The organism is Vibrio hepatarius, assembly GCF_011806575.1.
In the GTDB taxonomy this organism is placed as follows: Bacteria; Pseudomonadota; Gammaproteobacteria; order Enterobacterales; family Vibrionaceae; genus Vibrio; species Vibrio hepatarius_A.
The window spans coordinates 145,737-166,742 of the sequence record NZ_JAATOO010000009.1; the positions used below are offsets into that span (position 1 = coordinate 145,737).

The 21,006-nt window shown below is 45.1% G+C and carries 17 protein-coding genes; 13 read left to right on the plus strand and 4 right to left on the minus strand.

Translation table 11 applies throughout. The features are described 5' to 3' along the window. Positions 1-113: 113 nt before the first annotated feature. Positions 114-2,837, plus strand: a complete 2,724-nt coding sequence (locus HCZ42_RS09475; RefSeq protein ID WP_167420467.1) for a bifunctional diguanylate cyclase/phosphodiesterase — start codon at positions 114-116, stop codon at positions 2,835-2,837. A 76-nt stretch (positions 2,838-2,913) separates the two neighbouring features. On the opposite strand, the gene HCZ42_RS09480 is transcribed toward HCZ42_RS09475, so the two are convergent. Beyond that, positions 2,914-3,435 carry a DUF2058 domain-containing protein gene (locus HCZ42_RS09480; protein WP_167420468.1) on the minus strand — a complete coding sequence of 174 codons (522 nt, stop codon included), beginning with the start codon at positions 3,433-3,435 and terminating at the stop codon, positions 2,914-2,916. Between the two features lie 183 nt (positions 3,436-3,618). Between HCZ42_RS09480 and HCZ42_RS09485 the strand changes: the two genes are divergently transcribed. From HCZ42_RS09485 to HCZ42_RS09510, 6 genes are all read left to right on the plus strand, one after another. Beyond that, positions 3,619-3,867, plus strand: a complete 249-nt coding sequence (locus HCZ42_RS09485) for a Rho-binding antiterminator (protein WP_167420469.1) — start codon at positions 3,619-3,621, stop codon at positions 3,865-3,867. Between the two features lie 304 nt (positions 3,868-4,171). Beyond that, entirely contained in the window at positions 4,172-5,323 is a 1,152-nt protein-coding gene (locus tag HCZ42_RS09490; RefSeq protein WP_167420470.1) for an HDOD domain-containing protein, read from the plus strand. A gap of 9 nt (positions 5,324-5,332) precedes the next feature. Beyond that, on the plus strand, positions 5,333-5,701 hold the full coding sequence (locus HCZ42_RS09495; protein WP_167420471.1) for a response regulator: 369 nt from the start codon (positions 5,333-5,335) through the stop codon (positions 5,699-5,701). Beyond that, on the plus strand, positions 5,698-6,282 hold the full coding sequence (locus HCZ42_RS09500) for a chemotaxis protein CheC (RefSeq protein WP_167420472.1): 585 nt from the start codon (positions 5,698-5,700) through the stop codon (positions 6,280-6,282). Before HCZ42_RS09495 ends, HCZ42_RS09500 begins: the two co-directional genes overlap by 4 nt. Before the next feature lie 12 nt (positions 6,283-6,294). Next, entirely contained in the window at positions 6,295-7,605 is a 1,311-nt protein-coding gene (locus HCZ42_RS09505) for a sensor histidine kinase (RefSeq protein ID WP_175579451.1), read from the plus strand. Between the two features lie 117 nt (positions 7,606-7,722). After that, the gene (locus tag HCZ42_RS09510) at positions 7,723-9,027 is read left to right on the plus strand and encodes an HD domain-containing phosphohydrolase (RefSeq protein ID WP_167420473.1); all 1,305 of its coding nucleotides are present in this window, start codon (positions 7,723-7,725) and stop codon (positions 9,025-9,027) included. A 159-nt stretch (positions 9,028-9,186) separates the two neighbouring features. Here the strand turns inward: HCZ42_RS09510 and HCZ42_RS09515 are convergent, their stop codons facing one another. Continuing rightward, positions 9,187-10,845 (minus strand): ATP-binding protein, encoded by a 1,659-nt coding sequence (locus HCZ42_RS09515; protein WP_167420474.1) that lies wholly within the window; start codon positions 10,843-10,845, stop codon positions 9,187-9,189. 9 nt (positions 10,846-10,854) lie between these two features. Continuing rightward, a complete protein-coding gene (locus HCZ42_RS09520) occupies positions 10,855-11,670 on the minus strand; it encodes a phosphate/phosphite/phosphonate ABC transporter substrate-binding protein (RefSeq protein WP_167420475.1) in 816 nt (271 codons plus the stop codon). Between the two features lie 1,031 nt (positions 11,671-12,701). Between HCZ42_RS09520 and galE the strand changes: the two genes are divergently transcribed. The 4 genes from galE to galM all read left to right on the plus strand — a co-directional run bounded on the left by galE (position 12,702) and on the right by galM (position 17,199). Beyond that, a complete protein-coding gene (gene galE / locus HCZ42_RS09525) occupies positions 12,702-13,721 on the plus strand; it encodes a UDP-glucose 4-epimerase GalE (protein WP_167420476.1) in 1,020 nt (339 codons plus the stop codon). 104 nt (positions 13,722-13,825) lie between these two features. Further along, positions 13,826-14,881: a UDP-glucose--hexose-1-phosphate uridylyltransferase gene (locus HCZ42_RS09530; RefSeq protein WP_167420477.1), complete on the plus strand. Its 1,056-nt coding sequence runs from the start codon at positions 13,826-13,828 to the stop codon at positions 14,879-14,881. Positions 14,882-14,964: 83 nt separating this feature from the next. Then, on the plus strand, positions 14,965-16,125 hold the full coding sequence (gene galK / locus HCZ42_RS09535) for a galactokinase (protein ID WP_167420478.1): 1,161 nt from the start codon (positions 14,965-14,967) through the stop codon (positions 16,123-16,125). A 9-nt stretch (positions 16,126-16,134) separates the two neighbouring features. Further along, on the plus strand, positions 16,135-17,199 hold the full coding sequence (galM, locus tag HCZ42_RS09540) for a galactose-1-epimerase (RefSeq protein ID WP_167420479.1): 1,065 nt from the start codon (positions 16,135-16,137) through the stop codon (positions 17,197-17,199). Between the two features lie 18 nt (positions 17,200-17,217). Here the strand turns inward: galM and HCZ42_RS09545 are convergent, their stop codons facing one another. Beyond that, positions 17,218-18,237, minus strand: coding sequence for a LacI family DNA-binding transcriptional regulator (locus tag HCZ42_RS09545; RefSeq protein WP_167420480.1), 1,020 nt, complete (start codon positions 18,235-18,237; stop codon positions 17,218-17,220). A 225-nt stretch (positions 18,238-18,462) separates the two neighbouring features. On the opposite strand from HCZ42_RS09545, the gene HCZ42_RS09550 reads away from it, so the two are divergent. Next, on the plus strand, positions 18,463-19,533 hold the full coding sequence (locus HCZ42_RS09550) for a cellulase family glycosylhydrolase (RefSeq protein ID WP_167420481.1): 1,071 nt from the start codon (positions 18,463-18,465) through the stop codon (positions 19,531-19,533). Positions 19,534-19,642: 109 nt separating this feature from the next. Next, positions 19,643-20,986: an MFS transporter gene (locus HCZ42_RS09555; RefSeq protein WP_167420522.1), complete on the plus strand. Its 1,344-nt coding sequence runs from the start codon at positions 19,643-19,645 to the stop codon at positions 20,984-20,986. Positions 20,987-21,006: the final 20 nt, after the last annotated feature.

Consider the following 21,006-nt stretch of genomic DNA (forward strand, 5'->3'; position numbering starts at 1 on the left):
GCCACTTTTACAGGATACTGTGACGTATTAATCAATAATTTAGAACTATATCAAACCAGCACATCGATAAATTTCATAAACTCTTTGTAATTATAAAAATATAACAATGACATATGAGATTTTTTCGCTTTCTGAACTTCAACTTGCAAACCAAAACCGCGCTCTATTTCGCCATAGGATTACTTGGGGTAACCCTTAGTAGCTTATTCATCATTCGTTATTTCTTTTTGGTCAGCTTAGATGAGCTAGAAAGGACGGATATAGCAGCCGCTAGAAAGCAGGCGAGTAGCGTGATCAGTATGATGGTCACCAGCCAAGAAGAGCATTCTTACGATTGGGCGATGTGGGACGAAACACATGAGTTACTTTCCGGTGCGGATGTCGAAGCCTACACGGAACGAAACTTAATGGCAGAAACGCTAGATGCGTTGAACCTCGATCTTATGTTGTTTATGACTCTGAAGGGTGACATTGTCACTTCTTTATCTCGCTACGAAGGGGACAGCCAGTTTGCTGACCTAATTCCTTTGTTATCTTCGCATGACGACGTTGTCAGTTACATTAAGGCAATGAACCAAACTTTAGATGGCAAGCGCGTCAGCAAAAGTGGTTTAGTATGGCTTGGTGATAACATTTGGTCGGTGAGTTTAACTCCGGTCAGAAACAGTGAGGGGACATCGGCTTCTTCTGGTTGGATGATTTGGGGTCAAAACCTCTCGGCACGTTTTCCTGGGGATTACTCAAATATTCTAACTGGGAGTAATGTCATCGAACGGCTCCCTGAGTCGTACTCTAGTACTGGAGATGGTCACATTCATTTAGATAGAACGGATACAACATTGACCGAATGGTCTGAGTTGACCGGGCTATCAGGGCAGCCGGTCGCAACATTGTGCACACAAATACAACGTACACATTATATGAAAGGCAGCCAACTATTTAAGTATTTGCTTGCCGCATTTATCTTCGCAACCACGGTAATTTCGTTGGTTACATTATTGATATTCCGTAAGAAAGTGGCGGTGAGATTTTCTGATCTAGAAAAGCACATTGAAGAGTTATTCTCAACTCACCAACTTGAGCGTTCAGAGTCGAAAAGCAAAGATGAGCTGGATATTTTAGCTCATCTTCTTCAGGCGCTATCTAGCAACACATCGATGGCTCAAGAGCGTTTAAAAGATACGTTGCAAAAGTTTGAAGCCTTATATCAAAGTCGTAATATTGCGATGGTGCTGGTACGTAACAGAGAAATTATCGATATCAACCAGACCGCATTGGAGCTACTTGAATACGAGAAAGAAGACGTATTACAACACCCGCTGGATTTACTGTGTCCTGAAAATGAAGACCAACCAGAGTGCCAAGTGGACATTATGTATCGCGAATTTAATCGCGGCAAAAAGCATTTTGAAGCTTGTGTGTTGACAAGCAAAGGCGAACAGGTTGAGTGTTCGATTGAGACGACGTTGATTCAGCATGAAGGTGAAGATGCGATCATGCTGGCGATTCAGGACCAACGAGAGAAGAAACTCCAAGAGCAGTTGATTGAGACACTGAGTGAACAAGACTACTTGTCCGAGCTCAGCAATCGTAAAGCCATTTTCGATAAAGCGAACAACTTTATCGTTTCTACACCAAACCAGTTCTCTTTTATTTACATCAGTATTCCACGTTTAAAAGTGGTGTCAGAAGTGTTCGGCAACCAAATTTTTGACGATGCCATTCGCTATATCGCTTCTATGTTTGTCAATCATCTACCGCAGTTTCAGGTAGGCCGCATTAGCGTGCACGAGTTTGTTGTACTTATCCCAGATTACAAAGCGTGCGAAGAAGCGGTTCATGGTACTACCCGTGTGTTAGACGAGTTGTCATCCAAGAAGCAGATCTTGGGCGTGGAGCTGGACTTGAGTGCCCAAGCTGCAATTTTAGACCCAGAAATCACTCATGAAGAACTTGACTACTTACTCCAAGCGGCTGTACACGCAGTACAAAATGAAGCGAGTAAAGAGTCGACGTTAAAAATCATTAAGGTCGGAAAAGAGATCTTTGAGCGCGCGAAACTTTCTTCTGATATTTGCCGTGAGCTGGCAAGTGCAATTCGAGAGCAACAAATCGTAGCGTATTATCAGCCGATTGTGGATACCAAAACCGGTGAGATCAATGGCTTTGAGGCCCTGGCACGTTGGCTTCATCCGACGCTGGGTATTGTTTCTCCGGGCGTATTTATTCCACTAGCTGAGCAGAACAATCTTGAAATTGAGCTAGGTGAATCGATTATTGAACAAGCCTGTCAGTTTATCGAAAAAGTAAATACCCAACGTGGTAACGCGAATCTTCGTCCGGTAACGGTTCATGTTAACTTGAGTTCAACGCATTTCTATCACACCCACTTAGTGAAATACTTAGAAGAAGTCACCGCTCGGCACCAAGTTCAGGCGGGCCAATTAGTGGTAGAGATGACAGAAAGCATGCTGATGGGTGTAGAAACCGAAGTGATCAGCCGAATGGAAGAGATTAAGTCTCTGGGTATTCAACTCGCGTTGGATGACTTTGGGACAGGTTACTCGTCGTTCAGTACATTGTGCAGTTTCCCACTGGATATCGTTAAGCTGGATAAGTCGTATATCGACCAATTGGACCAAAACGAACGCGCTAAAATTCTTATTCGGAATATCGTTAAAATGGCGCAGGAGCTTGGTTTGACCACAGTTGCGGAAGGCGTTGAAACAGCGTCTCAGGTGCGTAAGTTGAGAAACTGGAACATCGAGGAGATTCAGGGTTTTTACTTCTATAAACCTATGCCAGTAGAAGAAGCGTTTATTATCGCTCAGCGGTAATCGCTGGTAGATGTCATCATAAAAAAAGTAGCCCAATGTGGGCTACTTTTTGCTTTGGGGTTTGTGTTGTTGGTGATTACCACATTAGATCGTCTGGTACGACGAAATCCGCGTACGGGTCATCCTCGTCCACCGCATCCGATTCAGTTTCGTTTTGTGCAATGATCACTTGCTCATCACGTTGTGCAATCTTGTTTGCCACACTGCTCGGAATCACTACATAGCTTTCTTCATAACGCGCAATCGCGAGAATGCCTTTAACAAGTTGGTCGCGGATAAGAGCTGGTGTGTAAAGTGATTTAACCAGCGTACCATCGGTGAAGTTGTACTTAATGTCACCGTCAGCTAAATCAATCTTGTTCATTTCGATCAACTGCTTGATTTGAGCCTGAACTTCTTTGCTTAAGCGTTGCTCTTTCTGTTGCGTGCTCAGCTCTTTGTCGCGTTGCTGCTGCAGGCGTTTGTTCTCTTCGACTGCGGCTTTTACTTCACGTGCTTGTACGCGAGATTTTTTAGAACCTTTCTTCGCTTTCTTCAGCTTTTTCTCATTCACCAAGCCAGCTTTTAGCATCTGCTCTTGTAGCGTTAGTTTTGCCATGATTAATCCGTTTTATCCAATTTGTCCGCATTGTATAAGGACAGCGAAATCAAATAAAGAATAGCAGGAAAGATTCCGCCTTTTTCATCTGTCTATTCTCCAACCTTGATGAATAATACATAGCAAAAGACCGCAATCTGGGCATAAAGTAGACTCAGCACAGCCGAAAATAGGAAGACGTTAATGATTAGCTGCAATGAATATGACTACATCGAAATCGCATGTATGTATCGTTACCCAATTAAACTGACACTCAAATCAGGCGAAGTGTTGGAGTGCGTTGCATTGGATACTGCACGTAATAACGCTCGTCAAGAGTGCATAAAAATCGATCAAAACGGCGAACACACATTAATAGAGCTCGACACGCTCGTTAGTTTAGATGTATTAGTCACGAACCCTCATTTTCAGGCGGTGCGCTTTTCACAATAAGAGATAGACCGAAGTTGCCGTTACTCATAGATATCCCAGCCTATGCATGAGTGTGACCCTAGCTTCACACTCAAGTGTTAATACTTGACGATATTCTCTCGGCTCTTTTCGTGACGAAGTACGGCAAAATTTTCCATCGGTACAAATAAATATCATTGTACGCTGTGCTCTAAACCACAAATGTTCATACAAGTTGGTGATCTGCCTGCAAAACTTTAGTTCTTAACTATGCTCAAGATAGGGAGTAAGTTTGCGTTCGAATCCGCGTGCAAACTTAGTGCGGTAGGACCAAAAGCGAGCAGATATGGCAAGTAGTGGTTTTCATGTTCTGTACATTGATGATGATAAATTCATGTTGAAAGCAGCCAGTCGGTTGCTGAGACGACTCAGGCCTGAATGGTCTGTTACGCTAATTGAAGAGCCGATTTCTTGGCTAGACTATGTGACGTCGCATACCACATCTCCAGATTTAGTCCTTTGTGATTTACTGATGCCGGGAATCAGAGGGGACGAGCTGCTAGTCCAAGTACGTAAACAGTTTCCCAATAGTACACGAGCTTTGATTACCGGTGATACGACCCTCGAGATTGATGCGTTGAGCAACAACTGGACGCATTTCATCTTACCCAAACCATTCACTGAGAAGGACTTCGAACAGGTTTTAACGTGTGCAGAGCGCTTAAGAACGTTTCCATTTTCTTCTTTGTGTCGAGAGAAGCTAGCAGGTATCGAAACCTTGCCTGTTATGCCTGGTATCGTCAAACAACTTGAGCGTTGTATTAAAAATGACCAATGCGGTTGTGCTGAGTTTGCACAAATAGTGGCAAACGAACCTCCGTTGGTAGGCCAAGTCCTCAAAGCAGCTAACTCTGCTTATTTTGGATTTGAAACACAAACCAGTTCTCTCAACACTGCTGTCTCAAGACTGGGTATGAGTGTTGTGAGCGCTTTTGCACTTGCGATGTTGAGTCGCCATTGTTTTAAACGACTGAAGAATACCGAACACGAACGCATAGTGCTGCACCATCGGGATCTCGCTAGCGTATCAGTGACTATTGCTAAAATGCTTGGGTGGGATAGTGAACAGCAAGAAAAATTGTATTTGGTATGTTTACTCTCTTCTATCGGCAAATTGACCATGCGAGAAATGGGTCACGTACCTGAAGTCTGCAAGGACAACCCACTGGCTTTACAGCATAAGTATCAGGATAGCGATGTCATCAGTGCCTATATTCTGATTTTGTGGGGCTATGATTTACAAGTTGCCGAAGCCGTGTTGGAGTTGGGTCGCGCCGAACTTGGCGAAGACCCGACCCGTTGGGACATCTGTCATATTGTTAAGTTTGCTGAAACCTTTCTAGAGGCGCGGTCAGAAGCGTCATTGAATGATTGGTATGATTCATTGCCTGATAATCTCGTCATGTTGTCTAAACCTTTGTTATCACCAGTAGAGTAGGAGGAAGGTATGTCGTCCGTTTCGATTACTATTGTTGATGACTCCAAAATGTCGAGGAAAGCGGTTATACGTGCACTTCCTCCGGAGTTAAGCGACAACGTACATGAAGCTGCTAATGGATTAGAAGCGTTGGAAAAGTTTCGTGAAGGCAAAGCTGATGTGATGTTTTTGGATTTAACCATGCCAGAGATGGATGGGTTTGAAGTCCTTTCTGAGTTGAAAAAACAGGCTGCAAGAAACTTTGTTTTCGTCATTAGTGCTGATATCCAGCCAGCATCACAACAAAAAGTTATGGAGCTTGGTGCTGTTTCGTTTCTAAAAAAACCGTTAGACGCAACCTCATTGCGTCAGGTGTTACATGAGGTAGGCCTGATATGAATCAAATACTCAGTGCTGACCATGAAGACTCTCTCAAAGAGTTACTCAATATTTCAATGGGACAAGCGGCATGTAAGCTTGCCATGTTATCTAATCATCCTGTGACCTTAACTGTTCCCAGTATCGATCTTGCATCGCCTGAAAGACTGATGGAAATGTTTGGTGATCTTGATGAGTACTACTTCACGCGCCAACCCTTCTTTGGACAGATGGCAGGGGAAGTGATAACCCAGTTGACCAAACAAGGTGGGAGAACTCTCGCAGGTGAGTTGCTTGATCTTGACGATGAAAACGCGATTGATAGCCAAACATTTAAAGACTGTCTATTGGAAATCTCGAACATTCTGTCGGGGGCAAGCTTGAGGGGATTATGTGAGCAAATTCAGCTAGCGACGAGAACGCAGCCTCCCGTCATGTATTCGCCGGCGCGCCAACCGATACCCAAGAACAAATGGAAGCAAGCACTTGTACTGCACGTGTCGTTTCTCGTTGAGTCCGTAAGTTTTGAAACCAAGACCATTATTTGCTTTTCAGAAGATGGATTTAATGTCGTGGTGAAGCGGTTGGATGAATGGCTCTAGGAAGGAGAGATTATGAAAGCAAAGTTAGCACTCTCGGATTTGCTGAATCAACTATCTGTGGCCATATGTATCGTCCGTAAAGACTACACTATTGCAATGGCGAATGCCTATTTTCAGACTCGTTCTGGATTAGCGAAAGAAGATATAGTTGGTAAAAATGTCCTGACAGTGTTCCCTGATGGCGCGTCTGTATTGAAGAGAAAGATTGATACTGCTTTTGTAATCGAATCGCCCAGCTTTTCTTCGTGGGAGCAAGCGCCTCACGTACTGCCATTTCAGTCTTCGCGCCAAGTCTCGGGGCAAGAAGATGTGATGTTCCAGAACTTAGAGTTTATTCCTATCCACACTCAGGACGGTTCACTCGACCACGTGTGCATTTGTGTTTATGACCTGACGACTCAGGCGTGTCAGCAAAATGACCTGACGACATTGTCACGTCGTCTTCGTCGTGAGCAGAATGAACTGAAAAAAACACTGATCAACTTGAAAAAGGCTCAGAGCCAATTACTACAATCCGAAAAAATGGCCTCTATTGGCCAATTATCGGCGGGTATTGCGCATGAGATTAACAACCCATTGGGTTTTATCACGTCGAATATTCAGACGTTAGATGACTACTTTCGCAAGATTACGGAAGTGGTGAAATCGTTAGAGCAAGTGATTGATGATACGGACGACGAAGCGCTGGTTGCCAAGAAGCGTACGTTGATGGAGCAGTCACAATTAGCTTATGTGCTGGAAGACGTCACGGACTTGATTTCAGAGTCACTTGAAGGTTCTTCACGCGTGATGGCAATCGTGAAAAACCTCAAAGAGTTTTCGCATGCTGATGATTCAGAATGGGCTTACAGCGACTTATGCCAAGGATTAGATTCAACGCTACGTATCATTAACAATGAAATTAAATATACGGCAACAGTTGAGCTGGAATATGACGACGACCTGCCGCTTGTCTATTGCCAACCTATGCAGCTCAATCAGGTCTTCCTTAACCTTCTGGTCAATGCGAGCCAAGCGATTAAGGAGAACGGTGTTATTCGAGTCAGCGTGCAATCAACTAACGACGACTATGTTCAAATTAAGATCCAAGACAACGGTACCGGTATCCCTGAAGAGAACTTAACCAATATATTCGAACCTTTTTTTACGACCAAGCCAGTTGGTCATGGGACTGGATTAGGACTGTCGGTTTCCTATGGAATCATCAATGAGCACAAAGGCAAGATTGAGGTTGAGAGTGAAGTCGGAGTAGGAACGACGTTTACGATTACTCTCCCAGTCCACAAAACGAACGAACAAGAAGCACAAGCGGTGGCTAAGTAAAAGCATGTTGATAAACCGTTGACGTTTAGTTGTGAAAATAACTAATTAAATCAGTCTTATACCATTCATGGATGAAGGTAATGTATTTCTAACACACTGTGTTGCAGGAGCCGATATATGAACGACGACCTGAACTCTCCAGTAGAAAAATTGAAGCTGTTGCTACTGGACGATGAACCAGACATTTTGAAGTCTCTGACTCGGGTTCTGAGATATGACTACGATGTTGTGTCTTTTACTTGTGGGCACGAAGCACTGGATCATTTAGCGGATAATGATGTGTCGATCATTATTTCGGATATGCGAATGCCTGAAATGGACGGCGCCGAGTTTCTGACCAAAGCGAAAGCGATAAGACCTGATTCTATCCGCTTTTTACTGACGGGTTACAGTGATATCGAATCAACGATCCGGGCGGTGAATGGAGGAGGTATTCAGACTTATCTCGCTAAGCCGTGGGACAATGAGAGCTTAAAGCAGACACTATCACAGGCATCAGAGTTGTTTCAGTTACGTTTGCAGAAACAGGCATTAACCGAAGAGCTGCAACAAAAGAACGAACAGCTGAGCGAGTGGAACAACGTATTAGAAGACAGAGTGAAACAGCGAACGGCTGCGTTGCAAGAGTCGAACAAAAAGCTGGAAGTCTTGTTGGCGAATCGTACCCGCACATTTAAAGATATCCTCGCGGCTTTGTCTGCCATCATACAACATGCGACAGGGCAGCCGCATAAACAGAATGATCGTATTGCGGAGTACACAAAACTCATTGCAATCAGAATGGGGTTGTCAGAAGCACAAGTGACACAGTGTTATTTGAGCGCGCTTTTACACGAAATTGGGTTAATTGAACGCAGTGATACTCACGACATGAGACACACTACTGCACGTTCTGATGGTACTCAAATTCGTTTGGCACCACCTGCGAATGCGGAAGTCGGTGCGATTATTATTGGCCAGATTAAACGCTTCGCGCCTTTGGTTGATATCATTCGTCACCAAGACGAAAACTTTGATGGTACCGGGAGTCCAGATCATTTAGCAGGCGATGCAATCCCAATCGGTGCACGTATTATACGTGTTGTAAAGAACTACGAGTTTTTTGTTTCTAGCGAACAAAACTCTGGTCGTCTAAAACCAAGTAGTGCACGAGCTTTCCTGAGTCAGCACGCGGGCGGCTTATATGATCCTGATGTTGTTAAGCATTTTATCGACGTATTAAAGCATGACGTTGAACAGTCGAATGTTGATCTTTGCGTCGGGCTGGACGAGCTGAAAATCGGTGCGGTACTAAAGCAAGACGTTTATCATCCAAATGGTCAAATGATGCTATCAGCAGGGCAAAAAATCACTCCGGCAATGTTGAGCCGATTAAAGCAAATTGAAGCTTCCGTATCGGTACCCATCGCTGTCTATATCTAGATTCGACCTAGGTTAAATATAAAATAATTCTCCCCTTGGTTCTAATTGAAGTTAGGAAATACCAAGGGGAGTGTGTCATTGAATAATGGGGTAATACTCATTTCTCACTCCAGCCCAACAGTATTCCCAACAGTATTCATAGATACAATACGTATCAGGCTAGGCATTGCTTGCAGTATCATTTGCGGTATTCGCCATAATAGATATTGGGAATGTTAGCAGCACCGAGGTACCTTCAGAGCCTCGGTTTTCGATATGCATAATGCCCTCATGGCTATGGACGATGTTATAGGCAAACGTGAGGCCCAATCCCATCCCTTGCCCAACCGGTAGTGTAGTGAAAAATGGATCATAAATACGTTTCAGGTTGTCATCAGAAATACCTTGGCCATTATCGGTTACCGAGACGATTAGATGGTGTTCGGTTTCCTCCGCTGAAATTTCGATCGTTCCTTGAGCTTCATCATCTTGACGTGCACACGCTTGTATTGAATTCTTAATTAACTCTGTGAACAGTTGGCGGAAATCGTCTTGGTGAATCAGTAGCGGAGGGAGTTGGGACAATGTCGCTGTCAGAGAAACCTGTACTTTTTCAGGGCGAGGGAGTGTACTTATGCATTCTGACAGAAGTTGATCGAGGAAGACTGGCTTACGCATCCCTTTTTCTTGGTTGATTTTGTTGGCGTATTGCTGCAGTGCGGTCACGATGTTGCGTACACGTTCAACGCTGATCATTGCGTCATTCAAACTGTCATTGAAGTCTTCATCGAGGTACTCAACGTAATGTTCTTGTTTCCAGCGCGCTAACTGTTCTTTATCCTCGTCAGTGATTTGTTTTTGGTGTAACTGCTCGCTTTGTGAAAGCCATTCTTGGTAGGTCGCTAAGTATTTTTGACACATTTGAAGGTTACTGTTTACAGACGCCACTGGATTGTTAATCTCATGTGCAACGCCTGCTGCCATCGTACCGATTGACGCCATTTTTTCTGACTCAACCAGTTTTTTCTGCGTACGTTTCAGTCGCTCGTTTGTGGCGGTAAGTTGATTATTTGCATCAAGTAAAGCCTGTGTGCGCTTTTTCACTCGAGTTTCTAGAGTTTCATTAACTTGTTCGAGTTCTCGATAGTAACGCTCTGCTTTGCTTTCGGATAATTTGATTTGGTCGACCATGTTTTTGAATGCGCGCGATACGGTCGCCAGTTCATCTTTGCCTTGGTCACGTATGCTTATATCACGTCCACCAGCAGCAATCACATCTGCTGCATTGCGGAGTTCACTAAGGCGTTGAGTCAAATATGCCCCTAGGACGTATGAGAACAGGGCCACCAATGTCATCTCGCCAACAACAATGAAGGTGCTCCATTTTTTTGCATCATTGATTGCTGTGTTTAATGCAGACATATCATAACCCAGCCAGACAGAACCAAAGAGTATCCCTGATTCTTCGATGGGGCTTGAAACATCAAAAATACCATCGTTTACTTCACTGGAGTTTCGTTCAAGACGCGAAGGATCAAAATCATCGGGAAGCTCGCCCACGCCAGAGAGAAGCTGTCCTGCATCTCCGAATACCGCGACATAGTCGATGCTGTCTTGGCTCACTAGCTCTTTTGTGAATGATTCAACCGTTGCAAGATCGTACGACAGCACGGCATTCTTTACTGTAGATGCAAATAACGCTGAGGTTGAGTAAGCCCGTTGATCTAGACCGTCAAAGTTGGTGGTACGAAGGTAATTGAGTGTCAATGACAGCAATATTGCTAGCAATATTGCTTCAATCAGCGCGACGCCAAAAATGGTCTTTAATCTTAAAGACATGACATATACCTATTGCTCAAGAAGTTTATCGAGCAGGGTAATATTCAAAGCTCTTACGTCATCCCAATCCTCATTTTGAGCAGCCTCTATTCCTTTGAACTTAATACGAGCTAAGAGTGTTTGCCCGGCGTTAGTATCGTTGAGCGCGAGCATTGCGCTTGCTATTTTCTCACTGACCTCTTTTGGCAGATCAGGATGAGTTGCAAACGCGTGTGGAGTATAACCAGGTGTACGCCAAAGTATTTTTAGGTCATCACGCACAGTGCCATCGGTGTTATTTAATGTACGTTCAATACCTCCACCGGCGGGAAACAGCCCTTTGACAACATTCAGATAAACGGAATCATGAGAAGAAACGTATTGAGGTGTGATGTTAATTCCCATCGCCTTGAGTGATGAGCGCGGAATAACACTGGCGGCAAAGGCGGCTGGGGAAGGGAATACCAGCGTTTCCCCATCAAGCTGTTTGAGGTCTGTGATATTGCTGTCTTTCTTCACGACAATAATACCGTGTATACGCTTGTCTTGTTGTTTTGCAAAAGCTTGGTAGCCAGGTTTTTGATGAAAAACGGTGTAGTGATAAGGGTTCATGTAAGCAATGTCATACTCACCATTCAAAACACGCTGTTCAAACTCCGGGATATTTTTGGCTGTTCTAAACACGATTTTATAACCCGTGTCTTCAGACAGTTTTCCTAAAATTGGCCCCCAGTTTTTCGCTAGGGTAATGGCGGATTGTTGCGGAACAATGCCAAACGTTAATATCTTTTCTTGAGCGTGAACGGGAATACAAACGAATAATGCTAACAACCATAGTTTCTTCATACTTTAACCTTACCGCCTTCGTTGACAGATCTAATTAAAGCGTAGCCAATAGACTTTCATTTACGAGTTTTTTCCCCAATTTTCATGACTTTGAAAGCAAAAAGGTGAACTATTTGGCGTAAGCGCCATTCCCTTAGTGTGAATTTGTTTCTCTTACGCTTTTTACTGTGAAGGCTGTACGGTTTTGGAAATAACTTCATATGTCAGATTGTTTCGCTATATCTCCAAAGCACGAAAAACTCCGTGTGCATGTCATTTCTTATGTTGTCGTTCAATAGATACAAAATGAAAGACTACTCTCTCTATCTTGACCACGTAAAAGTCACTGGCTAATTGCAGACTTTGTCGAACACAAACTCAAATGAGCTAGAAGGGTTGAGCCCTTTAGCCTCCGGTTCAGCAACTGGCCTAATTGATGTGCTTGATGGAATGGGGTTGAAAGTCTAGAAAAGCATCTAATAGGATGATTTTTGGAAACGTTTTCACTCGGTCTATTTACATTGTGAGTGAAAAGCCTTGGCGAGTAGATAACCTAAATGTTGGTGAGGTGTGGTACGTGGAAATTAGAGTGAAAGTAGGTAAATTCATACGCTAATAGAGCTACGCACACAAACGTCTACTTCTGTTATGACGTCTTTTAATGCTTTTATCTACCACATTTTATAGGGGTAGTTCACGAGTTAGTGAGCAATCAAGAATATCAGCATCGTAAACAGCAACTTAATCAGGCACAAACTTTTAATAAAACAGTGTGTGTTGTGGCTAAGTCCCGTTACATCAGAAAATGCTCTATGGATATAAGATTTGTTTTGCCAGATTTAACCAAATTTCAATCTCTGGGTAAGTGTTGAATGAAAATTTGTGGAAACGTTTACACAACTTGAGGTTGATCACGGATCTGGATCGGTTTTGATTGCTAGACTTTTAGCCAGTTAAGAAATGGGCGTACTTATCCGGCGTTAGCAAGGCAAACTTCTATTAGCGCCAGAGCACGATTTCCGGCATCAAGCAGCAACAATGGAGAAGCAAAAGTGAAAGTTCTTGTCACAGGCGGTATGGGCTACATCGGTAGTCACACATGCGTTCAGATGATTGAAGCGGGGATGGAACCTATCATCGTCGACAACTTGTGCAACGCCAAAATGGAAGTGCTGAGCCGTATAGAAGCGCTAACAGGAAAGCAACCAGAGTTCTATCTGGGTGATATTCGAGATGAAGCCTTTTTAGATTCGGTCTTCGCTAAACACGAAATCCAGGCCGTGATTCACTTTGCGGGCTTAAAGGCGGTGGGTGAATCGGTGGCCAAGCCGCTGGAATACTACGACAACAATGTGAATGGTTCATTGGTGTTAGCACGCAGCATGCGTAAAGCCGGAGTGAAAAGCATCGTATTCAGCTCTTCAGCAACCGTCTACGGCGATCCAGAGATCGTGCCGATTACAGAAGATTCACCAACAGGCGCAACCACCAACCCATATGGGCGCAGCAAATATATGGTGGAAGAGTGTTTAAGCGATTTGTTCCATGCTGAGAATGATTGGAGCATCACATTACTGCGCTACTTTAACCCTGTCGGTGCGCATCCATCAGGCACCATGGGTGAAGACCCGCAAGGGATCCCAAACAACTTAATGCCGTTCATTGCTCAGGTAGCGGTTGGCCGCCGAGAAAAACTGTCGGTGTTCGGCAACGACTACTCAACGCCGGATGGAACCGGCGTACGTGATTATATTCACGTGATGGACTTAGCCGATGGTCATATCGCCGCACTTAAATCGGTAGGCGAAAAAGCAGGACTGCATATTTACAACTTAGGAACTGGCAAGGGCTCAAGTGTGTTGGAAATGGTTGATGCATTTGCTGCGGCTTGCGGCAAACCTGTCCCATACGAGCTGTGCCCGCGTCGCCCTGGGGATATTGCAGAATGCTGGGCGAGCACAGCAAAAGCCGAGCGAGACTTAGGTTGGAAAGCGACACGCAGTGTTGCAGAAATGACCACGGATACTTGGAACTGGCAGTCCAATAACCCGCAAGGCTATAGCGCTGAGTAATTGGTGACTAAGTCAATAAGGCGACTGCATTATTCACTGCGTTTCTGAACTAACGGAGAAACGCAGTTTGAAGATTGAAAAATTTTTAGAGTTGAGTAAGTAAGATGTCAAACGTTGAATTTAACCCAGTGGATCATCCACATCGTCGTTACAACCCACTGACGGGACAATGGATTTTAGTCTCACCGCATCGTGCAAAACGACCTTGGAGTGGGGCGGATGAAAAGCCCGCGTTGAATGAGCTGCCAAGCTATGACGAAAAATGTTTCCTTTGTCCGACCAATGAGCGAATTTCCGGTGATGTGAATCCAGATTACCAAGGGACTTATGTGTTCAATAACGATTTCGCCGCATTGATGGTGGACTCGCCAGATGCGCCGGAATCAGACAGTTCACTATTTAAAACCCAAGGTGTGCGTGGTTTAAGCCGAGTGATTTGTTTCTCTCCAGATCACAGCAAAACGTTGCCTGAACTACCAGTCGATAAAATACGAGGTGTGATTGATACCTGGGACGAACAAATCGAAGAGCTGGGTAAAGATTTTGTTTGGGTGCAAGCGTTTGAGAACAAAGGCGAAACAATGGGTTGTTCTCAACCGCATCCGCACGGACAAATTTGGGCAAACAGTTTCCTACCCAATGAGATTGAGCGTAAAGAGCACAACCTAAAATCTTACTACCAAGAAAACGGCAGTAACTTGCTGGTGGACTATGTACAGGCAGAGCTGAAAGACGGATCTCGCGTCGTAGTAGAAACCGACCATTGGGTTGCACTTGTTCCATATTGGGCGGCATGGCCATTCGAAACCATGTTGCTGCCCAAAGCGCACATTCGTCGTATGAGTGAGCTTAACAACGAACAGCGTGACGACTTGGCTGTAGCAATCAAAAAGCTCACCAGCCGCTACGACAACCTGTTCCAGTGCTCATTCCCTTACTCAATGGGCTGGCACTACGCGCCGTTTTTTGAGCAGGGCACAGATATTGAGCATTGGCAGCTTCACGCCTTGTTTTATCCGCCACTACTGCGCAGTGCAACGGTACGTAAGTTTATGGTGGGCTACGAAATGCTAGCAGAGAGTCAACGCGACTTAACCGCTGAGCAAGCCGCGCAGCGTCTGCGTGACTTGAGCGATGTGCACTACAAAGAACAACAATAACGAATTGTTACTAAGTATCTGATTATCGACAACCATGTTGAGTGTTGTCGGGATTGAAACCAAATTAAAGCCGAGATTTAACCATGTCTGAACTTATCCAAAATGTGAAAGCGTCATTTGAGCAAGTGTTGGGCTATGCACCAAGCCATATTATCCAAGCACCAGGTCGCGTTAACCTGATTGGTGAACATACCGATTACAATGACGGTTTTGTTCTGCCTTGCGCGATTAACTACCAAACCGTTGTCGCTGCGGCAAAGCGTGAGGATAACCTAGTGCGTGTGGTTTCTGTCGATTACGACAACGCAGTTGACGAGTTTGATATCACCCAAGAGATCACTTTCCAGCAAGACAAAATGTGGGCGAACTACATCCGCGGAGTGGTGAAATGTCTACTTGCACACGGCTATCAGTTCACCGGTGCCGATATTTCTGTTAGCGGTAACGTGCCTCAAGGTGCGGGTTTGAGTTCATCCGCTGCGCTTGAAGTTGTGATTGGTCAAACATTCAAAGTGCTATTTAATTTAGAGATCAGTCAAGCGGAAATTGCTTTAAACGGCCAACAGGCAGAAAACGAATTCGTGGCTTGTAACTGCGGCATTATGGATCAAATGATCTCGGCAGAAGGCCGTGAAAATCATGCCATGCTACTGGATTGTCGTAGCTTAGAAACTCAAGCCGTATCAATGCCTGAAGATATGACCGTGGTGATCATCAACTCCAACAAAAAGCGCGGTTTAGTTGACAGCGAATACAATACTCGTCGTCAGCAATGTGAAGAAGCAGCGCGTAGTTTTGGTGTTAAAGCGCTGCGTGATGTCAGCATTGAACAGTTTAACCAAAAAGCCTCGCAGTTGGATGAGTTAGTGGCCAAACGAGCGCGTCACGTTATTACTGAAAATGACCGAACCGTCGAAGCGGCGAAAGCTCTGCGTGCCCACGATATGAAGCGTATGGGCGAGCTAATGGCCCAGTCGCACGCGTCTATGCGGGATGATTTTGAAATCACGGTGAAAGAGATCGACGTTCTTGTTGAAATGGTCAAAGGTGTGATCGGTGATCAAGGTGGCGTGCGCATGACAGGCGGCGGTTTCGGTGGCTGCGTCGTAGCGTTAGTGCCACCAAGCTTGGTTGATGAGATTAAAGCCGTGGTTGAAGCAAAGTACCAAGCAGCGACAGGGTTAAAAGAGGCGATCTATGTTTGCCAAGCCAAAGATGGCGCAAGTCTGGTTGAAGTGTTGTAAGGGTGAGTGATGAAAACCTATTTTACACAACTAGAGCAAGCGATGGCACAAACACCATCGTTTGACGGTCAAATTGCTAAGCTTATTCACCTAACGAACGCGCATGGTATGACAGCGTCGTTCATGGACATTGGCGCAACTTGGCTGAGTTGTACGCTTCCGCTCGATGGACAGCGTCGTGAAGTATTACTGCGTTCGCCAACGATGGCCGAGCACATGAAGCAAGACGCGTACTTTGGTTCGATAGTGGGGCGTTTTGCTAACCGAATTGCAAAAGGGCAGTTTGAGGTTGACGGAAAACGCTATCAAGTGGGGGTTAACAACGGTGAAAACTCGCTACATGGCGGTTTGGAAGGGTTTGATAAAAAGCGCTGGACAGTTGTCGAGTGTAGTGAAAATCAGGTCGTGTTTTCGCTGCGCTCACAAGATTGCGACCAAGGCTATCCCGGTAATCTCGACATTAAAGTGACTTACACGTTAACGGATGCGAATGAGCTTTCTATCGCTTATGAAGCCTACACCGATAAAACCTGTCCGGTGAACCTAACTAACCATGCCTATTTCAATCTGGCGGGAGAGGACAGTGGTGCGAAAAGTTTGGATCATACGTTGCAGCTAAACGCCGACTACTATCTGCCAACTGACTCAGGGTTGATCCCAACTGGCGAGAAAAAGCCAGTATTCGGTACCAGTTTCGACTTTACGCAGCCGAAGCGTATTGGTGATGAGTTCTTGAGTGAGCAAGATCAGAAAACTGCAAGCGGTTATGATCACACCTTTGTGTTCAAGCCTGAAGTGATCGATGGTGTGTCGACGGCCGTGGTTCTGATTGCACCGAAAGAGGATGTCATCATGAAGGTGGTCACCACTAAGCCCGCGATTCAATTCTATTCTGGGAATTTCTTAGCGGGCACACCGGGCGTAAGCAAAACCTATGAACTTTATGACGGGCTGGCTTTGGAAACACAATACTTCCCGGACGGACCAAACAAACCAGAATGGGGACTCAACAGTGGGGTGTTGAACTCTGGGGACTGCTATCAGCATCAGACCGTATACCAGTTTGAATTTTAGATGGCGTTTTTTGGTGGGCTAGATACCCACCTTTTTTGTCGAAGAAGTTCTAATGATCAATTCTCCCTCTACTTTGCGTTTGTTAGACAACAAAGGCTGATCTTCAATTAACGCCATCAAAGATTCTACCGCCAGTTTGCCCATATCCGAGTAGGGTAAGTCAACAGAGGTTAACGCCGGAAAACTCTCTGACGCGATTTGTTGGTTATCATAACCAACCACCGCCACATCTTGTGGAATCTTCATACCCAACTCCGCTATCGCTTGATAACAGCCCATTGCCATATAATCACTGCTGCAGAAAATTGCTTCTGGTGGCTGAGTTAAATGAAACAGCGCTAGCGTTTGCTGATGCGCTTCTTTTAGCGACCAGTTTGCTTCCAATAAGTAGTCTGAATTTGGGATGATATCGGCATCAACCAAAGCCTGACGATAGCCCTCAGTACGTTGTTTACTCGCTAGCATCCAGCTTTCACCAGAGAGCATCGCAATACGACGGTAGCCTTGCTCAGTCAGGTGCGAAACCGCTTTATAAGCGCCGATCATATCTGCAGGCAAAATACTCGGAGCATCGGAGAGCTTATCATTGGTGCAGTTAAGCAACACCGTTGGGAGAGAGGTGCTTACGCGTTGCTCTTCTAGTTCACGAGTCATACTAGATGCGTAAACCAAGCCCGCATAGTCTCCGCCGTTTATTTCGGCTTCAATCTTACTTGCCAGCACCTCGTCGTGGCTGTAATTGAACGTCACCAGAATGTAATCATTCGACCAAGCTTCTTCTCGCGCCGCGTTAATGGCATCGATGAATGGGTCATAGCTGGTTAAGCCGTTGATCACCAGTGCGATCTTTTTCGGGCGTCCCAAAGCGTGAGCGACTTTCTTATTTTTGTAGCCGAGTGATTCAGCGGTTTCGAGCACTTTACGCTTGGTCGATTCGGCGATTTTTACTGACGTCGAGCCGTTCAATACCAAAGATACCGTCGATTGAGACACGCCCGCCGCTGCCGCAATGTCACTCATGGTGATTTTCTTAGCCATGGTTATTTTAACTTACTATGTTTAACCTAATTTCGTTAGCTAAATATATTAGCTAAAGATTAAGTCGCGATCATCCTGAAAAGAGCAAGATCACAAAAGTTGCCTTACATGGCATCAAAGCTGTGATTCAACCCACGTTTATTCTTTCACCACCTAGTCATAAATTTATCACTTAATATATTAGCTAATATTATTAGTTAATAATTTAGTTTTAAGGTGAGTAAGATGCAAAAATGGTCAGAAGAGAAAGCGTGGCAATGGCAGAAAGAGCACGGCTGGTTGTGCGGTTTTAACTACCTACCTCGCACGGCGGTGAACTGGAACGAGATGTGGCAAGCGGAATCGTTCGCACCAGAAGTGATGGAGCAAGAGTTAGCGTGGGCACGTGAAGTGGGGTACAACACCTTGCGCACCAACTTGCCGTTCATCGTTTGGCAAGCCGATCGTGAAGGCCTGCATAACCGAATTCAGCGTTTCTTAGATATCTGCGAGCGCAACCAAATCAAAGTGATGATGACGCCAATGGATGATTGCGGGTTCTCTGGCGACCACCCTTATCTTGGCGAGCAGAAAGCGCCAATCCCTGATTTACACAACAGCCAAGCAGCAGCGAGCCCTGGTCGCAATGTGGTGATGGATAAATCTCAGTGGGGTGAAGTTGAAGCGTACATCCGCGACATCGTTTCGACCTATAAAAATGACCCACGCATCGTGATTTGGGATTTATACAACGAGCCAACCAATCGAATGATTTTCACCACCACTGGTGAAATCGCTTACGACGAACAGATGGAAGCATTCAGCCACGAGTTGATGGAAAAAGCATTTGAGTGGGCGCGTGAAGAAAGCCCAACGCAACCACTAACCGTTGGTGCATGGCACGCGCCAAGCATTCTTGACCGCAATCTGCCTATTTATGAACACCCAACCGATCGCAAAGCGATGGAATTGTCAGACATCATCACTTTCCACGCTTATTTACCTATCGACCTTTTCCACAAAGCGGTGGAAGTGGTGGAAGCGTACAACCGCCCAATGATGTGTACCGAATGGCTTGCTCGTCACGCTGAATCTTACATGCACGAGCAGCTACCAATTTTCAAAAAAAAGAACATTGGTTGTTACCAATGGGGTTTAGTGAAAGGCAAAACACAAACCCATTTACCTTGGCCTGAGATTAAACGCAACGATGCCAATTACGCGAGTCAGTGGTTTCACGACCTGCTTGATGAGCAAGGACGCCCATATGACCCAAGCGAAGTGCAATTAATCAAAACACTCGCAGAAGTGGATTAACTGCCTGAGAGCCGATCCAAAGTTTTGGATCGGCAGCCAATCTATAATTAACTCAATTGAGATGTGAAATATGACTACTCTACAAAACAAAATTCCAAACAAGGAGCTGATGTCTTACTTCGGCTACGGAGTAGGCCAGTGCTTTAGCTTTGGTCTAGTCGGTTCGTTTATTCTTTACTTTTATACCGACATCCTTGGTATATCACCAATTGCAGCAAGTACGATTTTTTTGATCGCAAGGGTTTGGGATGCCGTTAATGACCCAATCATTGCAGGATACATGGATACCCTGGAATCGCGCTTCGGCAAATTCCGACCATACATGCTATTCACTCCGTTCTTAATTGTGTTGGTGACAATTGCCTCGTTCTACAATATCGATGCCGATACTACGACGAAAGTGATGTACGCAGGTATCACTTACATCTTGTGGGGCACTCTGTATACGGTTTCCGACGTACCATTCTGGTCAATGTCTTCTGTGATGACAGACGAACCACAAGAGCGTGCAAAAGCGGCAACGTGTGCGATGTTGGGCGTCAATGCGGGTATCGGTGCTACTTTGGTTATTTTTCCAAAACTGAGTGCGTACTTCGCTGATGGCCGTGCAGACCAAGGTTATTTACCAGCCGTGATCGTGCTGATGATCGCTGGTTTACTGTTTATGCTCAATGGCTTCTACAACACCAAAGAACGTATCTCGACCGCAAACTGTGAAAAAGTCACGCTCAAGCAAACTTTCCAAGCAGTACGTAAAAACAAGCCACTGTTTTTCATTCTGGCCGCCTTCTTTATGAATGTGTTCTTTAACTTAGTGAACGGTCTGTACATCTTCTTCTTTACCTACAACATGGGTGATGCAGGCTTGGTTTCGTTAATTGGTACCATCACTTTGGTCAGCGCCATCGCGTGTTTGGCGACGCCAATGCTAACTAAGCGCTTTAAAAAACGTGATATTTTCATCGCACTGTGTGTATTGGAAATCATCGCCCGCGTTGGCTTCTACTTTACTGGATACTCCAACCCAACTGTCGTTATGGCTTGGTTGGCGGTCATTACCGGTATCTTTATGATGACCAACCCGCTGATCTCAGCAATGATTGCCGATACGGTTGAGTACTCGTACTACCACTCAGGTAAACGTACTGCCGCAATTACGTTCTCGGGTCAAACCTTTACGGGTAAGTTGTCGGTCGCAGTGGCTGGTGGCCTAACTGGTATTATCTTGACCATGATTGGTTATGTGCCAAATGCAGAGCAAACAGAAACGGCGTTGAATGGTATGTTTTTCTGTATCGCTCTACTGCCAGCACTTGGCGCGCTGATTCGAATCCTGATCATGTCTCGCTACACCTTCACGGAAGACAAACACGCTATCCTACGTGAAAAACTAAAACGTGGTGAATTTGCAGAAGGCGTTGAAGTGACCCCCGCGCAACAAGCGGTAAACTAATCAAAAGCTCAGAAAATAAA

Bases quoted from the DNA above. Each gene is read 5' to 3' on its own strand.
- HCZ42_RS09485 (WP_167420469.1), top strand. From the start codon at position 3,619: ATGATTAGCTGCAATGAATATGACTACATCGAAATCGCATGTATGTAT.
- HCZ42_RS09505 (WP_175579451.1), top strand. From the start codon at position 6,295: ATGAAAGCAAAGTTAGCACTCTCGGATTTGCTGAATCAACTATCTGTG.
- HCZ42_RS09495 (WP_167420471.1), top strand. From the start codon at position 5,333: ATGTCGTCCGTTTCGATTACTATTGTTGATGACTCCAAAATGTCGAGG.
- HCZ42_RS09555 (WP_167420522.1), top strand. From the start codon at position 19,643: ATGTCTTACTTCGGCTACGGAGTAGGCCAGTGCTTTAGCTTTGGTCTA.
- HCZ42_RS09475 (WP_167420467.1), top strand. From the start codon at position 114: ATGAGATTTTTTCGCTTTCTGAACTTCAACTTGCAAACCAAAACCGCG.
- HCZ42_RS09500 (WP_167420472.1), top strand. From the start codon at position 5,698: ATGAATCAAATACTCAGTGCTGACCATGAAGACTCTCTCAAAGAGTTA.
- HCZ42_RS09530 (WP_167420477.1), top strand. From the start codon at position 13,826: ATGTCAAACGTTGAATTTAACCCAGTGGATCATCCACATCGTCGTTAC.
- HCZ42_RS09515 (WP_167420474.1), bottom strand. From the start codon at position 10,845: ATGTCTTTAAGATTAAAGACCATTTTTGGCGTCGCGCTGATTGAAGCA.
- HCZ42_RS09520 (WP_167420475.1), bottom strand. From the start codon at position 11,670: ATGAAGAAACTATGGTTGTTAGCATTATTCGTTTGTATTCCCGTTCAC.
- HCZ42_RS09480 (WP_167420468.1), bottom strand. From the start codon at position 3,435: ATGGCAAAACTAACGCTACAAGAGCAGATGCTAAAAGCTGGCTTGGTG.
- HCZ42_RS09490 (WP_167420470.1), top strand. From the start codon at position 4,172: ATGGCAAGTAGTGGTTTTCATGTTCTGTACATTGATGATGATAAATTC.
- galM (WP_167420479.1), top strand. From the start codon at position 16,135: ATGAAAACCTATTTTACACAACTAGAGCAAGCGATGGCACAAACACCA.
- HCZ42_RS09510 (WP_167420473.1), top strand. From the start codon at position 7,723: ATGAACGACGACCTGAACTCTCCAGTAGAAAAATTGAAGCTGTTGCTA.
- HCZ42_RS09550 (WP_167420481.1), top strand. From the start codon at position 18,463: ATGCAAAAATGGTCAGAAGAGAAAGCGTGGCAATGGCAGAAAGAGCAC.
- HCZ42_RS09545 (WP_167420480.1), bottom strand. From the start codon at position 18,237: ATGGCTAAGAAAATCACCATGAGTGACATTGCGGCAGCGGCGGGCGTG.
- galK (WP_167420478.1), top strand. From the start codon at position 14,965: ATGTCTGAACTTATCCAAAATGTGAAAGCGTCATTTGAGCAAGTGTTG.